At 38.9% G+C, this 25628-nt stretch carries 20 protein-coding genes and 1 other annotated feature; of the genes, 16 read left to right on the forward strand and 4 right to left on the reverse strand.

All coding sequences use genetic code 11. From position 1 onward, the window contains the following. Positions 1-54: 54 nt before the first annotated feature. From EM808_RS05225 to murC, 5 genes are all read left to right on the forward strand, one after another. Positions 55-576 carry a DUF84 family protein gene (locus tag EM808_RS05225; protein ID WP_127736947.1) on the forward strand — a complete coding sequence of 174 codons (522 nt, stop codon included), beginning with the start codon at positions 55-57 and terminating at the stop codon, positions 574-576. Between the two features lie 83 nt (positions 577-659). Further along, a complete protein-coding gene (locus EM808_RS05230) occupies positions 660-974 on the forward strand; it encodes a thioredoxin family protein (protein WP_127736950.1) in 315 nt (104 codons plus the stop codon). 158 nt (positions 975-1132) lie between these two features. Then, the gene (locus EM808_RS05235; protein ID WP_127737890.1) at positions 1133-1933 is read left to right on the forward strand and encodes a DUF1444 domain-containing protein; all 801 of its coding nucleotides are present in this window, start codon (positions 1133-1135) and stop codon (positions 1931-1933) included. Between the two features lie 322 nt (positions 1934-2255). After that, entirely contained in the window at positions 2256-6398 is a 4143-nt protein-coding gene (locus EM808_RS29630; protein WP_328590368.1) for a DNA translocase FtsK, read from the forward strand. A gap of 282 nt (positions 6399-6680) precedes the next feature. Next, positions 6681-7979: a UDP-N-acetylmuramate--L-alanine ligase gene (murC, locus tag EM808_RS05245; protein ID WP_127736953.1), complete on the forward strand. Its 1299-nt coding sequence runs from the start codon at positions 6681-6683 to the stop codon at positions 7977-7979. Positions 7980-8022: 43 nt separating this feature from the next. Here murC and EM808_RS05250 read toward each other — a convergent pair whose 3' ends face one another. Then, positions 8023-9138 carry an aminopeptidase gene (locus tag EM808_RS05250; RefSeq protein WP_127736956.1) on the reverse strand — a complete coding sequence of 372 codons (1116 nt, stop codon included), beginning with the start codon at positions 9136-9138 and terminating at the stop codon, positions 8023-8025. A 282-nt stretch (positions 9139-9420) separates the two neighbouring features. On the opposite strand from EM808_RS05250, the gene EM808_RS05255 reads away from it, so the two are divergent. The 3 genes from EM808_RS05255 to ytxJ all read left to right on the forward strand — a co-directional run bounded on the left by EM808_RS05255 (position 9421) and on the right by ytxJ (position 10734). Beyond that, positions 9421-9870 (forward strand): DUF948 domain-containing protein, encoded by a 450-nt coding sequence (locus tag EM808_RS05255; RefSeq protein WP_127736959.1) that lies wholly within the window; start codon positions 9421-9423, stop codon positions 9868-9870. A gap of 17 nt (positions 9871-9887) precedes the next feature. After that, complete coding sequence (locus EM808_RS05260) at positions 9888-10346, forward strand: YtxH domain-containing protein (protein WP_235856570.1); 459 nt, start codon at positions 9888-9890, stop codon at positions 10344-10346. 61 nt (positions 10347-10407) lie between these two features. Continuing rightward, positions 10408-10734, forward strand: coding sequence for a bacillithiol system redox-active protein YtxJ (gene ytxJ, locus EM808_RS05265; protein WP_127736962.1), 327 nt, complete (start codon positions 10408-10410; stop codon positions 10732-10734). 44 nt (positions 10735-10778) lie between these two features. On the opposite strand, the gene pilM is transcribed toward ytxJ, so the two are convergent. After that, positions 10779-12935 (reverse strand): cell division protein FtsA, encoded by a 2157-nt coding sequence (pilM, locus tag EM808_RS05270; protein ID WP_127736965.1) that lies wholly within the window; start codon positions 12933-12935, stop codon positions 10779-10781. Between the two features lie 262 nt (positions 12936-13197). Between pilM and EM808_RS05275 the strand changes: the two genes are divergently transcribed. The 3 genes from EM808_RS05275 (at position 13198) to EM808_RS05285 (ending at position 17777) form a co-directional block, all read left to right on the forward strand. Then, positions 13198-14274, forward strand: a complete 1077-nt coding sequence (locus EM808_RS05275; protein ID WP_127736968.1) for a bifunctional 3-deoxy-7-phosphoheptulonate synthase/chorismate mutase — start codon at positions 13198-13200, stop codon at positions 14272-14274. Between the two features lie 363 nt (positions 14275-14637). Beyond that, positions 14638-15636 carry a catabolite control protein A gene (gene ccpA / locus EM808_RS05280; RefSeq protein ID WP_127736971.1) on the forward strand — a complete coding sequence of 333 codons (999 nt, stop codon included), beginning with the start codon at positions 14638-14640 and terminating at the stop codon, positions 15634-15636. 167 nt (positions 15637-15803) lie between these two features. Continuing rightward, the gene (locus EM808_RS05285) at positions 15804-17777 is read left to right on the forward strand and encodes a SpoIID/LytB domain-containing protein (RefSeq protein WP_164849581.1); all 1974 of its coding nucleotides are present in this window, start codon (positions 15804-15806) and stop codon (positions 17775-17777) included. 43 nt (positions 17778-17820) lie between these two features. Here EM808_RS05285 and EM808_RS05290 read toward each other — a convergent pair whose 3' ends face one another. Beyond that, positions 17821-20724 carry a transglycosylase domain-containing protein gene (locus EM808_RS05290; protein ID WP_127736977.1) on the reverse strand — a complete coding sequence of 968 codons (2904 nt, stop codon included), beginning with the start codon at positions 20722-20724 and terminating at the stop codon, positions 17821-17823. Positions 20725-20873: 149 nt separating this feature from the next. Then, positions 20874-21096: a binding site (T-box leader), on the forward strand. Between the two features lie 91 nt (positions 21097-21187). On the opposite strand from EM808_RS05290, the gene tyrS reads away from it, so the two are divergent. The 5 genes from tyrS to EM808_RS05315 all read left to right on the forward strand — a co-directional run bounded on the left by tyrS (position 21188) and on the right by EM808_RS05315 (position 24273). Then, the gene (gene tyrS, locus EM808_RS05295; protein ID WP_127737893.1) at positions 21188-22444 is read left to right on the forward strand and encodes a tyrosine--tRNA ligase; all 1257 of its coding nucleotides are present in this window, start codon (positions 21188-21190) and stop codon (positions 22442-22444) included. Positions 22445-22589: 145 nt separating this feature from the next. Continuing rightward, complete coding sequence (locus EM808_RS05300) at positions 22590-23219, forward strand: LysE family transporter (RefSeq protein WP_127736979.1); 630 nt, start codon at positions 22590-22592, stop codon at positions 23217-23219. A 114-nt stretch (positions 23220-23333) separates the two neighbouring features. Continuing rightward, positions 23334-23510, forward strand: a complete 177-nt coding sequence (locus EM808_RS05305) for a YozQ family protein (RefSeq protein WP_127736981.1) — start codon at positions 23334-23336, stop codon at positions 23508-23510. Positions 23511-23788: 278 nt separating this feature from the next. Then, the gene (locus EM808_RS05310; RefSeq protein ID WP_127736983.1) at positions 23789-23968 is read left to right on the forward strand and encodes an aspartyl-phosphate phosphatase Spo0E family protein; all 180 of its coding nucleotides are present in this window, start codon (positions 23789-23791) and stop codon (positions 23966-23968) included. 26 nt (positions 23969-23994) lie between these two features. Beyond that, positions 23995-24273 carry a hypothetical protein gene (locus EM808_RS05315; protein ID WP_127736985.1) on the forward strand — a complete coding sequence of 93 codons (279 nt, stop codon included), beginning with the start codon at positions 23995-23997 and terminating at the stop codon, positions 24271-24273. 713 nt (positions 24274-24986) lie between these two features. Here EM808_RS05315 and rpsD read toward each other — a convergent pair. Further along, complete coding sequence (gene rpsD, locus EM808_RS05320) at positions 24987-25589, reverse strand: 30S ribosomal protein S4 (protein ID WP_127736987.1); 603 nt, start codon at positions 25587-25589, stop codon at positions 24987-24989. Positions 25590-25628 lie beyond the last annotated feature (39 nt).

A 25628-nucleotide genomic window follows, 5' to 3' on the forward strand; every position in this document is an offset into this window, starting at 1 on the left:
CTCTTTTTCCATTGGAAAATGGGAAGAAAAGGGAAGCAGATAGGAGTGTCTAACATGATTATATGTATTGGAACAAAAAATCCGGCAAAGGCAGGAGCGGTAAAGGAAGGCTTCAGCTCAATGCCGGATGTGGAATTTTTGGAGCTTGATGTTTCATCAGGTGTAAGTGCTCAGCCATTTTCTGATGAAGAAACGATAACTGGTGCAATTAACCGCGCCAAAAATGCTTTAGCTGCAGGAAAAGGAGATATCGGTATCGGTCTTGAAGGTGGCGTAAAGCAAACGGAGCATGGCCTGCTTATTTGTAACTGGGGAGCTCTTGTCCTTAGGTGTGGACGTACATATATTGGCGCAGGCGCAAGCATTCCTTTACCTGCAGATGTGGCTGATGCACTGCTTGCTGGAGAAGAGCTAGGTCCTGTTATGGATCGTTATGCAAACAAAAAGAATGTCCGTCATAATGAGGGGGCGATAGGCGTTTTCACAAATGGCAAAATAACGAGGCAAAAAATGTTCGCACATGTCATGGAGTCGTTAGTTGGCCAATATGAATATGAATTAAAGACAAGTCAATAATAAGAAGCGAGCATAAAAGTAGTGATACTGCAGATATTTTGTTAGTATCAAATAATAAATGTAAGCGATTGGGGGATTTAACAATGAGAGATTTACAGTCACAAGAGGAGTTTAACGAGTTAAAAAATAGCAGTAATAAGCATGTGTTTTTATTTTCTGCTAATTGGTGCGGAGATTGCCGGTTTATAGAGCCGTTTATGCCAGAAGTAGAACAGAAATACAGCGAGTATACTTTTATCCACATTGATCGTGATAAATTCATTGATACATGCATCGAATTAGATGTGTTTGGTATTCCAAGCTTTGTTGCCTTTGAAGGTGGTAAGGAACTTGGCCGCTTTGTCAGCAAAGACCGTAAAACACAAGAAGAAATCGAGAACTTTATTGAATCATTGTGATGGAAGAAGAAAATGCATGAAGCAGCGTGTCTCTGTTGAACGCTGCTTTTTTTTGTAGGCAGAATTCCAGATTCTTTGAAAAGACAGTCAACTGCTATTATAATAGGAAAAGCAATTATTATTACCCACTCTAAAAGGGGGAAACAGCGTTAATGAAGATGGACAGCAAAAAAATGAAGAACCTCTTACAGGACAGGCTTAAAGCTGAGGGAAGAGTGTTTACGTTTGATTCTAAAAAGGATCAACTTCGTATAGAAAGCAAGGATACTGGCAAAGGGGTGACAATTTCCTTACCAGGAATTATCGCGAAATGGGAGCTAGAAAAGGAAAAAGCTGTAGATGAAGTCGTTTATTACATTGAGAATGGCTTAACTGCATTGGTAGAAGACCCAGCCCTTGAAGGGAAAGAAAAAAATATTTATCCTGTTATTCGCTCTACCTCATTTCCGTTGCAAACTAATGAAGAAATACCATTTGTAGTGGATGAACATACAGCAGAAACAAGAATTTATTATGCATTAGATATGGGAAATACTTACCGTCTCATAGATGAAAAAATCATGCAAAAGGAAAACTGGGAGCATAGCCGAATTAAGGAAGTGGCTCTCTTTAATGCTCGTTCTTTACAGACGAGTCTTAAAACAGATCAGGTTGCAGGCAACACATTTTATTTCTTGAATACGAATGACGGATATGATGCAAGCCGTATTCTTAACGATTCCTTCCTGAAGGAAATGAGTGAGACAGTTAAGGGGACTATGGCTGTTGCTGTACCGCATCAAGATGTGTTAATTATTGCTGATATAGAAAATGAGACAGGCTATGACGTTTTGGCGCAAATGACAATGAGCTTCTTTGCGAGCGGCAGGGTTCCAATTACCGCACTGTCCTTCCTTTATGAAGATGGCAGTCTAGAACCTGTGTTTATTTTAGGGAAAAACAAGAAAAAAGAGCAGTAAATTCTTCATGCTTGTTTGCAAAACTTAATATGTTTGAATCGAGATTATTGTCTGAATGAAAACAGGATGTAATATTCGTTATTTAAAATAAGGGTAGTGTACGAGAATCAGTATAGACAAATGGTCCTGCTGATTCGGCGTCTGCCCTTTTTCGTATGGTAGTATATTGGGGAATGTTAGCTTTTTTAGCAGGTTTTGCCTCCTTGCAATTGAAAAATAGTAAAATATAATAGAATAGTACAGGGAATATATCGATTTTTATCTCGATTTTATCAATAAACTGTTAAAATAATAGAGAGAAAGATGGAAAGAGTGATTTACAGTGAGTTGGTTCAAAAAAGTAATAAAGCAGTTTATTAAAGAGGACCACGAAGAGATGGAGCCATTTGAAGCTGCAGAAAAACAAGAAGATCCACTTATTCGAAATGATTGGAATAATGAGTGGAGAAAAGAAGAAGATTCAAAAATCATTTACAAATATCCTAAAGGGAAATTTCGTTTTCCCGTCATTTCAGACGAAGAAATAGGCATTCCTGGCAGACAAAGCAGACAGGACCATCAAGCTGAACGATGGCAGAATGCTCAAGCAACGGAAAGACAAGAGCCTGCTCAAGCAGGAAGGCAAAGTGGACAGGGCTATACAGAACAACAAGTACATACTGTTGAAAAAAGGCAAAATGCGGCTACCTTTACTGGGAGGCAAGAGCAGTCTCTAAACAGTAAGCAACCCGCGCCGACTAATACAGGCAGACAAGAGCGTCCGAATGAAAGAAGACAGAATGTGTCAGTAAATAAAGGCATGCAGGAGGTTCCATCAGATAGAAGGAACAGGCAGGAGATTTCTAACAACAGAAGAACAAGCTCTCAAGCCATACATAGCAGGCTGAAGCCGCGGGAACTACCTGAAGAAAGCACTCCAAATCCGAAGAGCTACCAGTCAAAAATGCCTTTTAAACCGACAGAAATCCCGTCTCCTATTTATGGATATAATAATAGGCCGAAAGTCGAAGAAAAACCAAAAGTGGAAGTAGAACGCACGAAAATTGACAGCAGTGATTTCCTTACTTCTGTCATGAGAAGGAAAGAAGCAGCAGAACAAGCTGAACAAGCCGCTTTATGGGCAGAGCTGCAGAAGGAAGAGTCAAAAGCAAGCAATTCCTCTGAAAAAAGCGGTGCCGCAGAAATCAAACTGGAGCCCAATATTTCTAATGCAAGGGATATAGAGCAAACACCTAAAGAAATAGCCATAAATACAGAAGCTTCACAACTAAACAAAGCAACAGTTCAAAATTCAATTCCGGCAGTACATTCAAGTGAGGAAGAACTGCAGCCGGCTTTCATAATGGAAGAAACGGAAGAGTTGAATTCTTTAATTCAAAATGAACCAATTGCTAGCTTAATAGTAGAAGAAATAAAACAGCCAAAAGAGGCAGAAGAAGTAATGAACGCTGCATCGACGGTCGTTTATGAACTGGAGAAGGAACCGCTTCTTCAAGAAGAGGAACGAACCACAGCGAAAGTAGATGTGATTCTGCCACAGGAAGAGAAGCTGTATGTCGAGCCAGCAGAGGTAGTGGAGCTGGAGAAGGAACCGCTTCTTCAAGAAGAGGAACGAACCACAGCGAAAGTAGATATGATTCTGCCACAGGAAGAGAAGCTGTATGTCGAGCCAGCAGAGTTAGTGGAGCTGGAGGAGGAATCGCTTCTTCAAGAAGAGGAACAGACCACAGCGAAAGTAGATGTGATTCTGCCACAGAAAGAGAAGCTGTATATCGAGCCAGCAGAGTTAGTGGCGCTGGAGGAGGAACCGCTTCTTCAAGAAGAGGAACAGACCACAGCGAAAGTAGATGTGATTTTACCACAGGAAGAGAAGCAGTATAACGAGGCAGCAGAGGCTGTGGAGCTGGAGGAGCGTTATTCAACTAAAGCAGAGAGCAGCCTGCAGTTTGAAGAGCTTCCACTTATCGATGAGTCTGCAGTAATGCTTAAATTGGAAGAAACAGCAAATAGTATAGATGAGAAGGTAGATTTTGCTGGGAATGAAAATATACAAATGGAAGTGGAACAGTCAAGCCATTCGGAAGTATCATCTGAATGGACAGAGGAGCAACCTTCTATTGAAAAAACAGAAGTAACGGCAATGGACACGTCCGTTGTAAAACAGGAGCAAAAGGATGTGGAAGAAATTAAGGAACCACAGAATGCTCCTGTAAAGAAAAGAGCTTTACCTTTTAATGTGTTAATGTTAAATACGGATAGGAAATTCCTGGAAACGAAAAGAAAAGAACAGCAAATAAAGAAACAAGAGCAAGCTGTTCAATCAATAACTGAAAGTGCAGCAGCGTCTGAAGCAGTTTACCGAGTACAAGAGGAACAAGTAGCCGTTTCAGAGCCAGTTGTTCAAGTGCAAAAGGAACAAGCAGTGGTGACAGAGCCAGTCGTCCGAGTACAAGAGGAACAGGCAGTGGTGACAGAGCCAGTCGTTCGAGTACAAGAGGAACAGGCAGTGGTGACAGAGCCAGTCGTTCGAGTACAAGAGGAACAGGCAGTGATGTCAGAGCCAGTCGTTCGAGTGCAAGAGGAACAGGCAGTGGTGTCAGAGCCAGTTGTCCGAGTACAAGAGGAACAGGCAGTGGTGACAGAGCCAGTCGTTCGAGTACAAGAGGAACAGGCAGTGGTGACAGAGCCAGTCGTTCGAGTGCAAGAGGAACGGGCAGCAGTGACAGAGCCAGTCGTTCGAGTGCAAGAGGAACAGGCAGTGATGTCAGAGCCAGTCGTTCGAGTGCAAGAGGAACAGGCAGTGATGTCAGAGCCAGTCGTTCGAGTGCAAGAGGAACAGGCAGTGGTGTCAGAGCCAGTCGTTCGAGTGCAAGAGGAACAGGCAGTGATGACAGAGCCAGTCGTTCGAGTGCAAGAGGAACAGGCAGTGATGTCAGAGCCAGTTGTCCGAGTACAAGAGGAACAGGCAGTGATGTCAGAGCCAGTCGTTCGAATGCAAGAGGAACAGGCAGTGGTGTCAGAACCAGTTGTCGAAGAGCTGCCGTATTATGTTTTCCCGGAGGATGAACTTTTGAGCCCGCCGATTTATAATACAGAGCATGATGGCTGGATAGAAGAACAGACGGAGCTTTTGAACCATACTTTTAAAAACTTCAATGTTCATGCAAAAGTGGTGAATGTTACGCAAGGGCCATCTGTTACAAGGTATGAAGTACAGCCTGAGCCTGGTGTTAAGGTCAGCAAAATCACTAATCTATCCGATGATTTGAAATTGAGCCTAGCTGCTAAAGACATTCGGATTGAGGCGCCAATTCCTGGGAAGCATACAATCGGAATCGAGGTTCCTAATCGTACGAGCAGACCTGTTTTGCTGAGTGAAATCCTTAATAGTGAAGAATTTAAAGATTCTGCTTCCCCATTGACGGTTGCTTTAGGACTTGATATTTCCGGCAAGCCGATTGTCACTGATTTGCGCAAAATGCCGCATGGGCTAATTGCAGGAGCAACAGGATCTGGTAAAAGTGTTTGTATCAATACGATGCTTGTAAGTCTTCTGTATAAGGCAAAGCCAGAAGACCTGAAGCTGTTACTCATTGATCCAAAAATGGTAGAGCTTGCGCCATATAATTATATTCCTCATTTGGCTAGTCCTGTTATTACAGATGTGAAAACAGCTACAGCTGCATTAAAATGGGCTGTTGAGGAGATGGAGCGGCGTTATGAACTGCTTGCACATGCAGGTGTAAGGGATATAACGAAATTTAATCAGCTTGCTGAACAAAACCAGCAATACGCACAAAAGCTGCCGTATATTGTTATTATTATTGATGAGCTTGCCGATTTAATGATGATGGCCCCTGCAGATGTAGAGGAAGCCATCAGCAGGATTGCTCAAAAGGCAAGGGCTTGCGGCATTCATTTGCTTATTGCCACACAGAGACCGTCTGTAGACGTTATTACAGGGCTTATAAAAGCAAATGTACCGACACGGATAGCATTTTCTGTATCATCTCAAATTGACTCAAGAACAGTTATTGATATAAGTGGTGCAGAAAAGCTCCTTGGAAAAGGGGATATGCTTTTCTTAGAGAATGGGACATCAAAGCCAGTTCGTCTACAAGGAACATTTGTTTCAGATGAAGAAATTGACCAAGTCGTTGCACATGTAAGAAGAGAAAGAAAGCCAGATTATTTATTTGAACAAGAAGAGCTATTGAAAAAGGTGCAAATGTCAGAAGATGAAGATGAGCTTTTCTATGAAGCGTGCGAGTTTATCATTGAACAAGGCGGCGCATCTACATCAAGTCTTCAAAGAAACTTTAAAATCGGCTATAATCGAGCAGCACGACTAATTGACATGATGGAAAAGCAGGGGTATATTTCAGAGGCAAAAGGCACAAAGCCTAGGGATGTACTTATAACAGAAGTGGAGTTTTTACAGCTCCATGACACAGAGCAGCATTAATTTTTGGGAAACTGCATGTATCACTAATATAATTCCTTTCCATAGGGAATATGATTGATACATAGTTTTTCTTATTAAAAGATGGTATAATGAATAAATGCGAGTAAAAAAGGAAAAAAAAGTTAAATCTACCCCGTTTGGATATTTTCCTCTTCTAAAAGGTCTTTAGGAGAAAAATATTTATAAACGGGGTCCATAGTGGAGAAATTTATGCTATGAGCAAATTATAGGTTCATTTCATATACTGTGTAAAAGATATACGATAGTTGGAGGTTCTTTTATATGACTATTTACCACTTCGTAGGTATTAAAGGGTCAGGGATGAGTGCACTTGCACAAATCCTGCATGATATGGGTTTACAAGTTCAAGGATCGGATGTAGAAAAGAGATTTTTTACACAGGTGGCTTTAGAACAGTCAGGAATTAAAATTCTTCCTTTCTCAAAGGAAAACATTCAGCCTGGGATGAATATTATTGTGGGAAATGCTTTCCCTGATACGCATGAAGAGGTTGTGGAAGCTAATGCATTAGGTCTTCCAGTTGTCCGCTACCACCGTTTTTTAGGCGATTTTATGAAGCAGTTCACAAGCGTTGCAGTAACAGGTGCACACGGAAAAACATCAACAACAGGCTTGCTTGCGCATGTTATGAAAGGTGCAAAGCCGACAGCCTATTTAATCGGAGATGGAACAGGAAGAGGAACAGAAAATGCAGAGTACTTTGCATTTGAAGCATGTGAGTACAGACGACATTTCTTATCGTACTTCCCTGATTATGCGATCATGACAAACATTGATTTTGATCATCCTGATTATTTTGCTAATGTCGATGATGTCTTTTCTGCATTCCAAGAAATGGCTTGGCAAGTAAACAAAGGAATCTTTGCTTGTGGTGATGATGAACAGCTCCAGAAAATTCAAGCAAAAGTGCCTGTAGTTTTTTATGGTTTTGATGATGAAAATGACTTCCAGGCAAGAAATGTTGTGAAGACTACAGAAGGTACAACGTTTGAAGTATATGTAAGAAATACTTACTACAATACATTCTCGATTCCGACTTTCGGAAACCATAATATCTTAAATGCATTATCTGTCATTGCCCTAAGTCATTATGAAGATTTAGATGCAAGTATTGTGCAAGAAAGACTTATGTCATTTGAGGGTGTTAAGCGCAGATTCTCTGAGAAGCGCATTGGTGAGCAAGTAATCATTGATGACTATGCGCATCATCCAACAGAGATTAAGGCGACAATTGAAGCTGCAAGACAGAAGTATCCAGACAGAGAAGTAGTGGCTGTTTTCCAACCGCATACCTTCTCTAGAACACAAACCTTCTTGAATGAATTTGCAGACAGTTTAAACCTTGCAGATTCTGCTTATCTTTGTGAAATTTTCGGTTCAGCTCGTGAGAACCATGGCAAGCTGAGCATTGAAGATTTGGCAGAAAAGGTACCAGGCAGCAAAATCATTTCAGAAGAAAGTATTGAAGCATTAAAAGCTCATGAAAAGGCAGTTATCCTGTTTATGGGCGCTGGCGATGTTCAGAAGTTCCAGGATGCTTATGAAAAATCATTAGTATAAAGTAAAAAAGATGCTGAGTAAATCAGCATCTTTTTTTTATCTATTATTTTAGATTTTCAGGATTCAGTGCTTCCAACTCAGGTATCACAAATCTTCCGTCTTTTCTAATTAGTACACCGTCAAAGGAAATTTCTCCTCCGCCGTAATCAGGTCTTTGGATGTTGACCATATCCCAATGGATATTGGAATGGTTGTCATTAAATGCATCATCATAGCATTGTCCTGGAGTGAAATGGAAGCTTCCGTCAATTTTTTCATCAAACAAAATATCCTGCATTGGGTGAAGGATATATGGATTTACACCAATGGCAAATTCGCCGATAAATCTTGCTCCATCATCCGTATCAAGAATTGCGTTCAAGCGTTCTGTATCATTGGAAGTAGCTTCAATAATTTTTCCATCCTTGAATGTCAGCTTAACCTGCTCAAATGTAAAGCCTTGGTATGGAGATGGTGTATTATAAGTAAGTGTTCCATTAACAGAATTGCGCACGGGAGCTGTATAAACTTCTCCATCAGGAATGTTCATTTGTCCTGAGCATTTTATTGCAGGTATATCCTTTATAGAGAAAGTTAGATCTGTTCCAGGACCAGTGATTTTAACTTCGTCTGTTTTATTCATCAAGTCAACGAGATTGTCCATCGCTTTATCCATTTTGCCATAATCAAGGTTGCATACATTAAAGTAAAAGTCCTCAAATCCGTCTGTGCTCATTTTAGCAAGCTGTGCCATTGATGGGCTTGGGTAGCGAAGCACAACCCATCTAGTTTTTGGAACGCGGATCTCACGATGAACTTTTTTGCCGACAGTAGCACCCTCAATTTTCATTTTTTCTGCAGGCACATCAGCATGCTCATTAATATTATCTCCCGCACGAAGCCCGATATAAGCATCCATCTGGCTCATCACATTTGCTTCAAAGCTAGCCAGCATCTCATATTGCTCCTCTTGTGCGCCTAAAAGCAATGCTCTGTTTACATCATTATCCTTTAAGGACACAAAAGGGTATCCGCCTACTGCATATGCTTCTTTTACAAGTGCTTTGACAAGCTCCTTTTGCAAACCAAAGTTTTCAATTAGGACTTTTTCACCCTTTTGCAATCTGATCGAATAATTAATTAAATTTTTAGCTAACAGCTCTATACGTGGGTCTTTCATATAATGCCTCCTGTATTTTTAAAAGATTTTGACACTTCGCCATATGTAGAAATTGTTGAATTGTCTTGTATGGTCAACCATTTTATTGTACCCCAAAAAATATTTTTCTTAAATAATATTGTGTAAATTTAACCAAACTATTGATGCGTTTTGACACGAAAGTTATAGGATGAATTTACCTGTTTTATTTGTTTCTGGATGTTTTTCCAACTATAATAGAAGAAAGGTTTAGGCATTAGCCAAATTGGGAAAAACAATGAAAAAGCGGAGGTGTAGCTGTAAATGATTATCATTTTATATTGTAGTGTTGCATTAATTGCCATTGCTTTCACTATTTTGGTTGTGTATGTTGCCAGAACATTGAAATCGTTACATATCACTCTTGATAGTGTCTCAAAGACATTAGTTGGTCTTGAAAGACAGCTTGATGGGGTTACAAAGGAAACGACTATCTTGCTGCATAAAACAAATGAGCTTGCTGAGGATATTCAGCAAAAATCAGAAAGCCTTAATGGTGTGGTTGATGCAGTGAAGGGCATTGGCACTTCAGTAAGAGGATTCAATGATTCTATTCAAAACATCAATCAAAATGTGGAGCAAAAGCTTGTGCACAATCAGGACAAGATTGCCCAAGTGCTTCAGTACAGCAAGATGTTCTTTAATATTAGAGATCAATGGAAAGCTAGAAGAGCAGCAGAGAACGGCATAAAGGTAAAAGTAAAAGCACATTAAACTTTTTAGGAGGGATAATGATGACAAGAGAATACGAAACAACAGTCGTTGAAAATGAAAGTTCAGGTGGAAAAGACTTTTTAATTGGTGCAATTGTAGGAGGAATTGTTGGAGCTGCAACAGCCCTTTTCCTCGCTCCAAAGCCTGGTAAAGAACTGATTCAGGATCTTAATCAGCAAGCCGGTATCCTGAAGGAAAAAGGAATTGAGCTTTCTGGAACAGTGAAGGACAAAGGCACAGAATATATCAGCATTGCTAAAGATAAGACTGGCAGCATAGGCAGCACTGTTTCCAAGCATTCAAACGATTTAATGGGCAAGGTGAAAGGCTTAGGTAAGGATGAACAGCAAACAGAAAATGCTGTTGCCGCTGGAGCTGAAAATGATCCTTTTCAACATGAGTACGATGAGATTCAAAGAAAGCTGGAAGAAACGAAAAAAGCTTTTGATGAAACAGAAAGCAAATATAACCAATAATAATAGGACGCCCCAATTATGGGGCTGCCTTTTTATGTGATGATAAAACCGGAGGGATATTATGAAAAAGATTGAAACAGTTGAGCAGTTTGAAGAAATTTTGAGCAACAATAAAACAGCATTCATCGTAAAGCATAGCCTGACATGTCCGATAAGTGCAGCAGCATTTGACGAATACAAGCAATATGCGGATTCAAATTCAGAAGTGGATACTTATTATTTGGCTGTTCAAGATGCACGACCACTTTCTAACTATATCGCGGAAACATTTAATATAAGACATGAGTCGCCGCAAGCACTGCTGTTTTCTGATCGTTCTGTCGTGTGGAATGCATCACATGGTGGAATTACCGTTAATTCCCTTAAAGAAGCAAGCATTAAAGCATAAGAAAAAGGATGGCATATTGGTTTTCTCCAATATGCCATCCTTTTTTATGTTGCAGGAACCTTCCATTCAATGGAAAGCTCATCCCCTTTGTTAATAGGAGTTAAAAAGGTTGCAGCTTCTCCATTTTTCAAAAGCTCAAAGCTGCCTTGCTTATCCTTTGGAATGTCAATTTGCACATAAGCAAATAAATCCTGGAACAGAAATCCTTCAAATGGTTTTTGCTCAATTTGAATTTTTTCATATGGTGGAACCTTGTCATCCAGTTTTAAAGCATGCCCATTTCTTGTCACCTGGGCAAGCTGTTTAGTAAGTGTGAGCTTTTTGCCGTTAAAGGTGACAGGGAGGACTTGGTATAATAGCATCTGTCTTCTTTCCGCCAGCTCGGTCACTGTTGGAATTACTCTTTTTTCGATGAGAATTTCATCGGCGCTTTCAAAGCTGTGAGTTAATCTAGAAGGAAGTCCATTACGAAAAATCTTTCCAGAAAAAGCAGGTATGATTGTATCCTTATCGTTTATTTTAATTTGATATGGGCGCAGCTCCTCCAAATAGTCGTTTAACTCCAGCGTTTCAAGGAGCTCCTGAAGTGTTTTGACAGTCAAGACATTGATTTCATCGCGATCCTCAATCCAGGCTTCATGTGAAGCTGCTTTGCCATTACATAATAGTTTAGGCTGAATGGTGTATTCCTTTCCATTAATACGAACAACTCTTCCATTGTCTAAATCTATTAAGCTTTTTATTTGAACTTGTGTTGGCTCTCCATCCTTCCCTTTAAAGACTTGCAGGCTTTGTCCGTTTTCGACAAGATCATCTAATGAGCAGATTTTGCCTTCCCGTTTTATCACAGGACCTTCCCCATGTGAACCAGGAATGGTTATTTTCTGTCCATTTAATGAAATGATTTTTGCCATCCCTGGCTTGCCGTATAATTTGGAAAGGGATAAGCCTGAGGCAAGCAGACAGTCGCCAATTGTCAGTTTATTGACCTCAAATAGTCTGATAGGCTGTTCGTTTACATATACAGTCTTATACTGCACAGGAGATTTCTCGGCTGCAATAGCTATTCCTGCTGGTGTAACAAGCTCTGGCCCTTTAATGGAAGGGTCCTTAAAGGTAATATTGCTAATGGCATCAATTCCTCTGATTGCAACACGGTTTGCAGGCAAGTTCAGCATGTCTGCGATTTTTTGTTGAAGGGCAGGTGTTTGGCTGCCTCCGCCTACAAGCATGACAGCCTTCGGTGACTGGTGGTTATTTAACAATAAAATCTCCCTGCAAATAGCATCTGCCAGTTTATCAAGGGCAGGTGAAATTTGTTCAACAACTTCTGCCCTGCTTAACTCTGTTGAAAAGCCAAGAATATCAGTAACTGTTATTTGCTCCAGCTCTGACAGTTGTTTTTTTGCTTCCTCTGCGAGCGGGAAATCTAATAAATATTGGTCACTGATTGCTTCCGTAATTTCATCCCCAGCAACAGGTACCATTCCATATGCAATAACGGTTCCCTGATCTGTGATGGCAATATCAGATGTGCCTGCTCCAATATCGACAAGAGCGACATTCAATCTTCTCATAGATGGGGGAATTAATACGTTGATGGCAGCAATCGGCTCGAGTGTCAATGCTTCCATTTCCAAGTCCGCCCTATGCAAAGCGGCAATCAATGATTCAACAACAACCTTTGGCAGAAAAGTAGCGATTATTTCAACTTTAGCGATACTGCCTTGCTGGTCAATTAAGCTTCCCATTTCTTGCTCATCAAGTGTATAACGAAGGACAGAATAACCAACACAGTAATAAAATTGACTGTTTTCCCGGCTGTTTTTCTCCGCTACAATACTTTGGGCTTGTTGCACAGCAGCAAGCTCCATATGTAAAATATCCTGATTTGTCATCATCGGCTTGCCCTCTATCTCAACAGCGTAAGCAGCCTTTTCCGTTTTTAATGCTCTGCCTGCAGCAGCAACACTTACTTTTCGAAGAGGACCATGCCTTTCTTCCATTTTTGATTTTATTTCTTGAATGATTTTGGCTACTGCAAGCACATCATGAATTTGTCCATCAAGCATGGCTCTTTCTTTATGCTCAATGGAAAGAATGTCTGCAACATGATAATTATTATCTAGCACTTCCATAATGATGCCCACTACAGAACGAGTACCAATATCTAATGCAAATAATTTATCTTTATTTTGCAAAAAATACACCTTCTTTTGTTTAAATAGTAATGATTTACTAGAAATTTCATAAAAATAAAGAATAAAACACTTTAGTGCTTAAAAGCGTTTAATTAATAAAGAAAACTCGTGACATTGGAATAAAGTTGTTTTATAATTAACCCAATTAAGAGAAATGTAACATATTTTTAAGTTGGTATAAAGACTAATACACAATTGACCAAACAGGCTTTTAGTAAAGTGAAAATAGTTTGGTTTGTTGATTGAAGGGATGATGGAGAAAGTGAGCAATAAAGAATTAGAAATGCTTCGTGACAGAATTGACGAGTTAAACTTAGAAATCTTAGAAAAGATTAATGAAAGAGCTAATCTTGTTCAAAAAATAGCACAAACAAAGGTTACGCATGGAGCACATCGCTATGACCCGGTAAGGGAGCGTAAAATGCTTGATGACATTTTAGCAAAAAACGATGGGCCATTTGATAATGCAACAATTGCTCATTTATTCAAGCAAATTTTCAAAGCAGGCTTGCAGCTGCAGCAGGAAGATGACAGTAAAGCACTTCTTGTTTCCCGCAAGAAGAAACCGGAAGATACAATTGTTGATATTAGAGGCACAAAAATCGGTGATGGTGCTCCTAAATTTGTTTTCGGTCCATGTTCAGTGGAATCATATGAACAGGTTGCAAAGGTTGCTGAGAGCGTAAAGGCAAAAGGTTTAACATTGCTTCGCGGAGGAGCATTCAAACCAAGAACTTCTCCATACGATTTCCAAGGGCTTGGTGTGGAAGGGCTAAAAATACTTAAGCGAGTTGCAGATGAGTACGATCTTCGTGTAATCAGTGAAATCGTTAGCCCACAGCATATTGAAGAGGCGTTGGATTACATTGACGTTATTCAGATTGGCGCAAGAAACATGCAAAACTTTGAACTGCTGAAAGCAGCAGGAAGTGTGAAAAAGCCAATATTGCTAAAAAGAGGCTTAGCAGCAACAATTGAAGAATTTATTAATGCAGCAGAATATATTATTTCCCAAGGTAATGACCAAATCATACTTTGTGAGCGCGGTATCCGCACATACGAACGTGCGACAAGAAATACCCTTGATATTTCTGCAGTCCCAATTTTAAAACAAGAAACTCATCTTCCTGTATTTGTTGATGTAACGCATTCAACAGGCAGAAAAGACTTGCTGCTGCCTTGTGCAAAAGCAGCACTTGCAATTGGGGCAGACGGTGTTATGGCAGAAGTACATCCAGATCCTGCTGTAGCATTATCAGATTCAGCACAGCAAATGGATATCCCTCAATTCGATGAGTTTTATAAATCAATTCTTGAATCACCATATGTAAGAGCATAACAGGAAACAGATGGAATTATTCCATCTGTTTTTTTGTTTAAATGCTATTATGTATATGATTAAGCAAATATGTCCATAAAAAGAGTAGTATCGTGTATCCAGGTTATTACGGGTAATTTGCATCACGATATGTTAGAATATTTAGAAATGAAAACGCTCTGTTTGTAGAGCAATGCTTAAGTAATTAAAAAAAACGGTTTTTTTGAAAAAAAATGAAAGCTTGTCATTGCGGCATTTGCAACGTTATCGTATGATTAAATACATAATTAGACAAGATTAGCTAAAATGAAACAAAAATGTTTAGGTTCTAGCTACTTGCCGTAAAATAAATATAGAGAATGTACGTTAGAAGGAGTGTAAAACATGAATATTACAATATATGATGTCGCAAGGGAAGCCAGTGTATCCATGGCAACTGTTTCCCGTGTGGTGAACGGAAACCCGAATGTGAAACCTGCAACAAGGAAAAAAGTACTTGAGGTAATTGATCGCTTAGGATACAGACCTAATGCAGTAGCCCGCGGTTTGGCCAGCAAAAAGACAACAACAGTTGGTGTTGTTATTCCTGATATTTCAAGCACTTTTTATGCAGAGCTTGCAAGAGGAATTGAAGATATTGCTACAATGTACAAATATAACATTATCTTGAGCAATTCGGATCAAAATAAAGATAAAGAGCTTCACCTGCTTAATACAATGCTTGGAAAACAAGTGGATGGTATTGTATTCATGGGCGGCAACATTACAGAAGAGCATGTTCAGGAATTTGAAAAATCTCCTGTGCCAATCGTTCTGGCTGCAAGCGTTGAATCAAGCAAAAAAATATCTTCTGTAAACATTGATTATGCACAAGCAACATATGATGCTGTAAAATCTTTTGTAGAAAAGGGTCATAAAGTCATTGCGCTTGTACTTGGATCATTAGAAGAGCCTATTAACAGCGATCATAAGCTTGAAGGCTATAAGCGAGCATTGGCAGATTCTGGAATTACTTTCAAGGAAGAGCTTGTTATTGAAGGTGACTACACGTATGAGTCTGGAATGGAATCTTTTGACAAGCTGATGGAATTAGATGAAAAGCCGACAGCTATCTTTGTAGGTTCAGATGAAATGGCAATTGGTGTCATTCACAGTGCAGAGGATAAAGGCTTTAAAGTTCCTGAGGACTTTGAAATCATCAGTTCAGACAACACAAAACTAACATTGATGGTAAGACCACAGCTGACAACAATTGTACAGCCTCTTTACGATATCGGTGCTGTAGCAATGAGATTGCTGACAAAATACATGAACAAAGAAACAGTGGAAGACGGAATTGTAGTATTGCCACATCGAATTGAAGCAAGACAATCAACAAAATAACAACAAAGATGGCTTAATAACAGCCATCTTTTTTTTGTTTTTTTTTCAGCGTTTTTTCCCATTAAATTACACCTAGTATTTAAGTCTATTGGTCTATAAAATAAATTAGTATGACAGTTGTATTACAAATTTTATAGATAAATAGAATGACTTCTAGGGGGAAACATATGATAAAACTGGTGTCAATTATGCTCATTTTTGTAGTTATTCTTTGTGCAATTCCTCAGCAAATGAAGGCTGATTCCATTCCAATGATAGAAGTGAAGCTTGTCAATTATCTTGGCAATAAGTCTTCTATTACGGTTGTATTTAATGGAGATTACACCCTTACAAATGGTACTAAGGTTAGCAAAGGTACTGAGGCTGTAATGAGCATAGTTAACAGTAGATTAAAGCTGGCAACAAAAAGTGGACAGGTTTTAATGGAAAACGAAACTAGTATAAATGCAACACCAGCACACACAGATGGAAATCTTGCCATTAATGACCGTGGTTATTATGGTTCTTTTCAATTTGTAATGGAAAAAGATACAAAAACAAATAATATATATATTCGTCCAATCAATAAAGTGGATGTGGAAACATATTTAAGAGGAGTTGTTCCTCAAGAAATGCCGGCACTATGGAGCATGGAGGCACTTAAAGCACAAACAGTTGCCGCAAGAACATATGCGTTAAAGCATAAAAATGATGCCAATATGGTTGATACAATTGCGAAACAAGTATATGGCGGGATTATCGGAATTCATCCACGCAGTGATAACGCCATACAGGAAACGGCAGGAATGGTTCTGAAATATAATAATAGCTTAATAGATGCAGTGTTTTCTGCAAGCAATGGAGGCAAGACAGAAGTTAACAGCAGTGTTTGGGGAGGAACAGCCTTGCCTTATTTTGCCGTTGTGGAGGATGCCTTTGATTTTAATCCTGCGACTAAGGATAAATTTCCTTGGGCTATTCAGCTGAAACAGCAGCAGCTTCCAGAAACGCTTGATTTAAATGACGCGAGTACATGGTGGGTTACTCAGAAGGAAGCAGATGCAAATAATCAAGTGTTAAAAAATATGAAAACATGGTTGAAAAATGAAGGCTATATTGACGATGTTAACACAGTGAAAATTATAAGAATCTCTAAGCTTGAGCTGAACGTATCTGCTTTAACCTCGGGAGGAAGAGTTTCAAAAGGAACTGTGAATATAGACTATCTAGTGAAGACAAATGAAAAGGCTGTTGAAAAGAAAACACTTGTGCTTAATGACACGGCGGCATCAAGAATTCGAGCAATGGTCGGCATTGATAAAATGCCAAGCTATTTAGTGGATGTTTCTAAAGTAGAAAATGGAAGCATCTATATACAAGGAAGAGGAAACGGGCACGGTGTAGGTCTTAGCCAGTACGGTGCTAGAAACAGAGCAGATGCTGGACAGAGCTATCAACAAATTTTACAATTCTATTTTCCAAAAGCCGCTCTTATAAAGGAATATAGTGGGATAGTAAGCTCTTCACAAGAAAATACAACTGTGAAAAAGGACACAGAAGCATCTGTTACTCCTTCTCAGGACAAAAAGGACACAGAAGCACCTGTTACTCCTACGCAGGAAAAAAAAGACACAGAAGCACCTGTTAAAATCGCTATACCTGCCAAAAAAGATACAGCTGCTCCTGTTATCTCAGCCTTTAAAGCAAGCTCAGATTATAAGAAAAATAGGAGTAAGCTATCAATGAAAATTAATAAATCTGGAAAAATGACAATTGCCATTAAAGATTCAAAAGGGAAGATTATTTCAACACTGGCAAAAAATAAAGCAGTAAAATCCGGTGTGCTTAACTTTGACTGGAATATAAGCAAGGTGGCAAACGGCACATATACAGCTGAAATGACAGCTGAAAATTTAGATGGATATAAGAAGACGATTAAACAAAAGGTTTCGATTCAAAAGCCTGCTAAAGAGAAAAAGGGCAGTGTTAAAGCAACAGTGCTTAATATGAGAGAAAAGGCAACAACAGCATCAAAGGTTATCACAAGACTAAAGAAAAAGCAGACAGTTGTCATTGTTGCACAGCAAGGCTCATGGTATAAGGTGAAATATGGTTCGAAGACAGGATATGTATCTACGAAGTATATCACCGTATTAAAATAAAAAAGACGTTCCGTTTTAACGGAACGTCTTTTTGTGCTGTGCATCAAGTATTATCGGTTTTTTCTTCTTTATTATCTGCACTAGAGTCTTCTTTTTTATTATCTGAATCATTGTTCTCTTGCTTTTTTTCCTTGGATGCTTCCGCTTTATTGTCTTCCTCTGTTTTTTTAGCAGTTGCTTTGTTCGCTTTTTTATCGTCCTCTTTTGCCTTGCTGCTTTGTTTGCTAGCTACTTCAATCTTATTGGAGTTGGAGGATTCTTTTCCGGCGATATCTACTGCTTTGACGACATAGGATCCGCTGCCTGCTTTAAAGGAGAGAGTGTCACTCGCCTTAATGCTTGCAACCTTTTTACCGTTTTGATAGACACGGTAGCCGATAACATCTTTTTCCCCTGATTTAGACCAAGCGATGGTGCTTCCGCTATTGCTGACTTTAGGAGCATTTGGTGCCTTGCCGTTATCCGTTATTTTATTGGACGGAACAACGACATTTTTTAATGCTGTATTATTACGGATTAAGTCACTTGGATCAGATACTTTAATACCAAACAGCTTTTCAATATAATCAGGATTTAATATGACTCCTGTTTCAGAAAATTCGCTTGGAGTGGAGTCTAATGCCATGTACTTTGTGTTGCCAATTTGCACATATTTTCCTGTAACGATGCTGTCATCTGTCTTATTAGGTACAGAGCTTGATTTAAATAAATCTGTTGTCACAAGTCCTGCTTTTGAACAGCCTTCAGAGGCAAGCAATCCGGAAAGCGAGCAAACAGACCTTCTTACAATCCCACCTGGCATTGTAAAGCTTTCAGACGGGTCAACAAGCTTCGAATCGACATCGTAGGCAGCATTCATTAAATCTGCCCATAAATAGTTGTTACGCATGCTGTAGCTCATTGTACCAGAGCTTACGAGTGATTTAGGTGTATCATAGCCAGTCCAAACTCCAAAGGAGACATTCGGATTTGTCGCAACAAACCAAGAGTCTTTAAAGTCCTGTGTCGTACCGGTTTTTCCAGCCCAGTCAGAGCTGAACTTCAAACGGCTTTTAACGGCTGTTGCTGTTCCTTGATTAATAACATCCCGCATCATATCAATAGTCAAATAAGATGTTTGCGGGCTGAATACCTTCACTTTTTCTGTTTTATGCTTGTAGATGACTTTGCCGTCTTTATCGACAATTTTATCAATCATATAGGCATCAACAAAGTTTCCGCCATTTGCAAAAGTAGCAAATGCGTTTGTATTTTCCTCAACTGAAACTCCGTTTGTCAGTCCACCGATAGATGTTGATCTGTTTGCATAATCACCTTCTGTTAACGTGGTGAAGCCCATTTTTTCGAGGTAATTAGCAGGCTTTTGCGGCAGAATCTGCGCATAAGCTTTTACCGCAGGAACGTTATATGATTTAGCCATAGCAACCCTTGCTGTTACAAGACCGTGAAACTGGAAGTCGTAGTTATTAGGCCAAACAGTACCAGGTCTTGCAGGGTCAAGTGCAAGCGGAACATCTGGGAGGACTGTTCCGGGAGATAGTGTTCCCAATTCAATGGCAGGACCATAAACTAACAGCGGCTTCATTGTTGAGCCGTTCGGTCTAGGGCTTGTACTATGGTTTGTTGCTTCTCTGCCATAGTCTCTTCCGCCGACAAAGCTGATAATAGCACCAGATTTATTGTCAATCAGGATTGCACCTGTTTCTACAGGCTCCATAATGGTTTTCTTTTCACCGGTTTCACTGTCTGTGACAGTTTGCGGTTTATCAGGACCAAAATACGGGTATTTATCTACTACTTCTGTAAATTTATCATAAATCTTTTTATTAATGGTGCTGTGAATTTCATAGCCGTTTTGATGGATTTGGCGATCTGCAAGTTCTGTGTACTGATCATAAAGAACCTCATCCTCTTCTAAATCCTTCGCATTATAGCCATCTTCTTTTGCAAGCATTTCAGCAATAATTTGTGTCGCTCTATTTTCTATTTCATAGGTAACCCAAGGGTATTTTTCAATTGGGCTTACAACAGGGCTCGCAAAATCCTTTGTTATATCATATGCTGCTGCTTTGTCATAATCTTCTTTTGAGATTTTGTGCTGATTGTACATTCTAGCAAGAACAGTTTTCATTCTTTCCAAGCCAGGCTCCAGATTTTCTTTGACCGTGCCATCCTGTGTGAATGGAGTATAGCCAAACGGACTTTGTGGCAGACCAGCAATAAAGGCTGATTGTGGCAATGTAAGATCCTTCGCCTCCACGCCAAAAATTCCTTGTGCAGCTGCTTGAACACCGGCAATATTTCTTCCAGATGAGTTTCTGCCAAATGTCGACACATTTAAATATGCTTCCAGAATCTCTTCTTTTGAGAAGAATTTTTCAAGCCTTAATGCAAGCAGAATTTCCTTTGCTTTTCTTTCAAAGGACACTTCATTCGTCAAAATCTGGTTTTTAATTAACTGCTGTGTTAAGGTGCTTCCCCCAGACTGTGTGGAGCTGTTGGAAACCTCCTGGAATAATGCTCTCATAATCGCTTTAGGAACTACACCATCATGTTTATAGAAGTTCTCATCCTCTGTCGAAACAATCGCATCTACTAAATGTGGCGAGACATCCTTGATTTTTACTTCTTCTCTTTCTAAATCTGTCGGCAGTTTTCCTAAATACACATTATCGGCAAAATACAGCTCGGACGTTTCTTCATAATTGTAGATGTCCTTTTGCATTGTCTTGTATGATCTTATTGGTTCTTCCTTTACAAGGGATGCAAAATAGCCTGCGCCGATTCCTCCAGCAAAAGCACCGCCGACAATTAATAAGATAATGAATATCAGAATAATATTCCAAGAGACTTCGTAAGTGATTCGAGCTCTTTTGACGGTTTTTTTATTGGTAAAGAAGCTTAGGAAACCATGGAGATAGTTTTTCCACTTCGGCCTTTCATTCATATGGTATCATTCCCCCTAAAATCACATACATTATAGCATAAAGCTATGGGCTATATGAGCAATGTTCGATAATTTCCAACCTTTTTCGCAAAAGCATTTGACATGCTTAGCTCTTTTATGGTAAAAATAACTCAAACTAATATTGATTCGTTATTGCGTTGAAGGGAATAAGTAGTTCTTTTATCACTATATTAAGAGAGCCATTGGCTGGTGTGAAATGGCATAAATAAAAGAATGAATTACCTCCTGAAGCTTCTGTTGGGAAAGCCATAAATGGCAAGTAGCAGCAGACGGTTGTTAACCGTTATCTTTTTTAAGTGGAGAGCTTTGTCTCTCAATTAGGGTGGTACCGCGCTTATTTGCGTCCCTGCATGTATATGCAGGGGCTTTTTTATTGCTTAAAAAAGATTGAAGCTAGCAAGAAAGAATCAGTTGCAAAGGAATTACGAATGGAGGAATTATGGTGAATTTATTAGAAGATTTACATTGGAGAGGTATTGTTTACCAGCAGACAGATGAAGAAGGCCTACAGGACGTCTTAGCAAATACGAAAATCAGCTTATACTGTGGTGTGGACCCGACTGCAGACAGCATGCATATTGGTCATTTACTGCCGTTCTTAACATTAAGACGTTTTCAAAATGCTGGACATACACCAATCGTGCTTGTCGGTGGAGCAACTGGTTTGATTGGAGATCCTAGCGGAAAAAGCGAAGAAAGAAATCTGCAAACATTAGATGCAATCGGACATAATGTCAAATGCTTGCAAAAGCAGCTAGAGAAAATCTTTGATTTCGACGGTGAAAATGGTGCAGAAATGGTTAATAACTATGACTGGGCTGGAAAGATGGATATCGTTACATTTCTACGAGATTACGGCAAGCATATCGGCATCAATTATATGCTGGCTAAAGATACAATCTCTTCACGATTAGAAACAGGTATTTCATTCACAGAATTTACGTATACAATTCTTCAGGCACTGGACTTCTTGCATCTATACGATAACCATAACTGTAAGCTGCAAATCGGCGGAAGTGACCAATGGGGAAATATTACAACAGGTCTAGAGCTTATCCGTAAAAACAGTGCAGAAGGCGCAAAAGCATATGGACTGACAATTCCACTTGTTACAAAAGCAGATGGAACAAAGTTCGGTAAAACAGAAAGCGGCGCGATTTGGCTTGACCCAGAAAAAACAACACCATATGAATTCTACCAGTTCTGGATTAACACTGCAGATGCGGATGTAATCAAATACTTAAAATTCTTTACGTTCTTATCAAAAGAAACAATTGAAGCATTAGAAGCATCTATGCAAGAAGAGGCTCATCTACGAAAAGCGCAAAAAGCCCTTGGGGAAGAGATGACAAAAATGATTCACGGGGAAGCAGCATTAGAACAGGCTTTGAAAATAACAGAAGCACTTTTCAGCGGAGAAATTAAAAATCTGACTGCCTCTGAGATTAAGCAAGGCTTCAAGGATGTTCCGACATACAAGCATGAAGAGGGTGACGCTGTACTAGTTGATCTGTTAGTAGCAGCAAACATTGTCTCATCTAAAAGACAGGCTCGCGAGGACATTACTAATGGTGCTGTGTACATTAATGGTGAACGTAAGCAAGAGCTGGATTATGTTCTTGGAGAAGAGGACCGCATTGAAAACCAGTTTACTGTTATAAGAAGAGGAAAGAAAAAGTATTTCTTAATTCAATACTAATAGCTACAACAAGGCTTCTTGGACTTTTTGTCCAAGAAGCCTTGTTTTTTGGAAAAGATGGATTATCTTTAAGGATTAAATTTTTGTCGTACAAGTCCCCTCCGCTGAATAGACTAGAAGCAAACATACATATGCGGAGGGATTTATGGTTACTTTTATTCCATATATATTATTGGGTGTTTCGTTAGCTGCACCTGTTGGTCCTGTTAATGCAGCACAATTGGACAAGGGGATTAGGAACGGCTTCTTTCATGCGTGGATTTTTGGAATTGGAGCATTGATTGCAGATGTTATATATATGATGATGGTGTACTTTGGAATCAGCCATTTCATTAATACACCATTCATGAAAACCTTTTTGTATTTGTTCGGTTTTTTCGTACTTACCTATACGGGGATTGAAAGCTTAATTAATTCGGCAAAAATTAATGTTTTAGAACGGAAAAAACAGGACAATTCACTGTTTAAGTCCTTTTTCTCTGGCTTTTTAATGTCGATATCTAATCCATTAACGATACTGTTCTGGCTTGGTATTTATGGTTCTGTCATGGCAAAATCGGCTGAAAGCTTTTCTAATAAAACCTTTGTTTTATGCAGCCTAGCTATTATCTCAGGGATATTATTATGGGATTTTACAATGGCACTTATTTCAGGAATTGCGAGAAGACTACTTCATTCTAATATGCTTTATATTATTTCCATTTTATCATCAATCTCCATGATTGGCTTTGGACTCTATTTTGCTTTCCAGGCATATAAAGCCTTATTTTTGTAATCGATGGTAATTTTTTGTAACAGGATAATTTCCTGCATGTATTTGTCAAATCCATGCAAAATATGTGTTGTATGATAAAATACATGCCGAAAGCGGCTTTAGGAGGAAAAAGGAATGGCAAAAACAAACGGTACTCCAATCGCAGGAAAAATCTATAATTCAGATGATTATAAAAGTACAGAGAGTGTTTCAAAAGGACTCGCCGAAACACATGAACAAACATCTGATACTTATATGGAAGGCACGGTTGATGGTTTGACGGAGAATGCTGCAGACAAAGAAAAACACTGATAAGAAAAAGCATTAATACAAAAAGAAGGCTTGAGAAGTATGAATTCAAGCCTTTTTTTGTATGTTAAAAACACTGAATATAGTATTAAAGAACTAAAAATAGCTATTGTTCATGGTTCTTTACTACTAATTATGCAGAATTAACTAAACTTAAGGAAGAAATTTTAGTAAAATTTGTAGTATGGTGTCGATAAATGAAGAAATCTTAGTCTATGTTGTATCCGTTTACCCTTGGTAAAATATATATCTGTGAAAATTACTAAAGGGGCAAACTACATATGAACATTCATTTGAATGAACAAATCGAAAAACTCAGGAAAAATATGATTTCAACAGGAATGATGAAAGGCTTCACTTCTGAAGAAACCATTTTGCTTAGTAAAAGATTGGATCACTTAATGAATATACAATTGTTGTTCCAAAATGAAACAATGCACCATAGAAATCGGCAATACTGAAAATAAAAATAGAAGGAAGATGGACATTGCAAGCACTTATTAGAAATAACAGCGATAAATTAATGACATTATATGATTTAGACAAGGATTATGTAAGAAATACTTTAAGATGGGAAAGTGATTTTAAAGTGCCTGCTAAAGGTGGAGCTATGAGAATAAAAAGTACAGAGCTCATTGAGCGACTAATAGAAGATCAGTCAAAGGATGAGATAAGGAAGCTTGTAACGATGATGAAAGCCATCAAAAAAAGAGATGCTTCTGTAAGGACATTAATAGAGACTATTGCGATAGGCTTAATAAAATAGAAATGCAGAAGACCTGAGGGGGGTCTTTTTTTTATGGAAGCGGAGCAAAGGAAAACGGTGAGAAGTCGGGAATCGCTAAAACACCTTTGCTCCATATAAGACTTATAGCCAGATTCACGAGGAATAAACTTGTATTTTTACAAACGAATTATAAATGTTTATATTATCACTGTCATGATGCTGTTTTGTTCAGCTTGTCTTTTTTTATGAGGTTAGAGGGAATATGTTGAAGGAGTCCTTGTGTCAAAGGTCTTCCTTGATTCTTTGGTAGAATCACTACTGTGTATTACTAAGTATACATTATTGCACAAACCGAACCCTGTAATCAGTTTCCGCTGACTACATTTAAATTGTATCATGGCTGCTTTTATATAATAAAGTTAGGCTATTTTAACACAAATAATCAGTTCCTCTTCACACAACTATACCAAAAATTTAGTTTCCGCGTTTTGACTACATTACAATAGTTGGGTGTTTAAAAATAATAAGTGTTCACTTACATTGTTTAGTTGGGATGGGATTTCTGTGTCAAGCACTGAAGAAAAGTAATTATTGGCATAAAAAGCGATATTTCTCCCACGTATGATAGATATCAGTCTTAAATAAATACTGGATAATAAGTTGTTTTACAAAGCAAACTAAATAAAAAAACCCCAGAAGGCGTTGATACAACGCGGTTTCTAGGGTTTGGTAATGCTGTATTAACAAATCTATTAACGAGAGTAGAACTCAACGATAAGAGCTTCGTTAATTTCAGCTGGCAATTCAGAACGTTCTGGTAAACGAGTGAATGTACCTTCTAATTTATCAGCATCGAAAGTCAAGAAATCAGGTACGAAGTTGTTCACTTCAACTGCTTCTTTAACAATATCAAGGTTACGTGATTTTTCACGCAATGTGATTGTTTGACCTGCTTTTAGACGGTATGATGGGATATCTACGCGTCCACCATCAACGATAACGTGACCGTGGTTAACAAGCTGACGTGCTTGACGACGTGTGCGAGCAAGACCTAAACGATAAACAACGTTATCAAGGCGAGATTCTAGAAGCGCCATGAAGTTTTCACCGTGTTTACCTTTCATTTTGCCAGCAATATCGAATAAATTACGGAATTGACGCTCATTTACACCATACATATGACGTAATTTTTGCTTTTCCTGTAATTGTAAACCGTATTCTGATAATTTTTTGCGTTGGTTTGGACCATGTTGTCCTGGAGCGTAAGGGCGTTTATCTAACTCTTTGCCAGTACCGCTTAAAGAAATCCCAAGACGACGAGAAAGTTTCCAACTTGGACCTGTATAACGAGCCATTGATGACTCCTCCTTCATGTTTTTATTTTGGTAAAATAA

The sequence above is a fragment of the Niallia taxi genome, assembly GCF_004005475.1.
GTDB lineage: Bacteria > Bacillota > Bacilli > Bacillales > Cytobacillaceae > Niallia > Niallia taxi.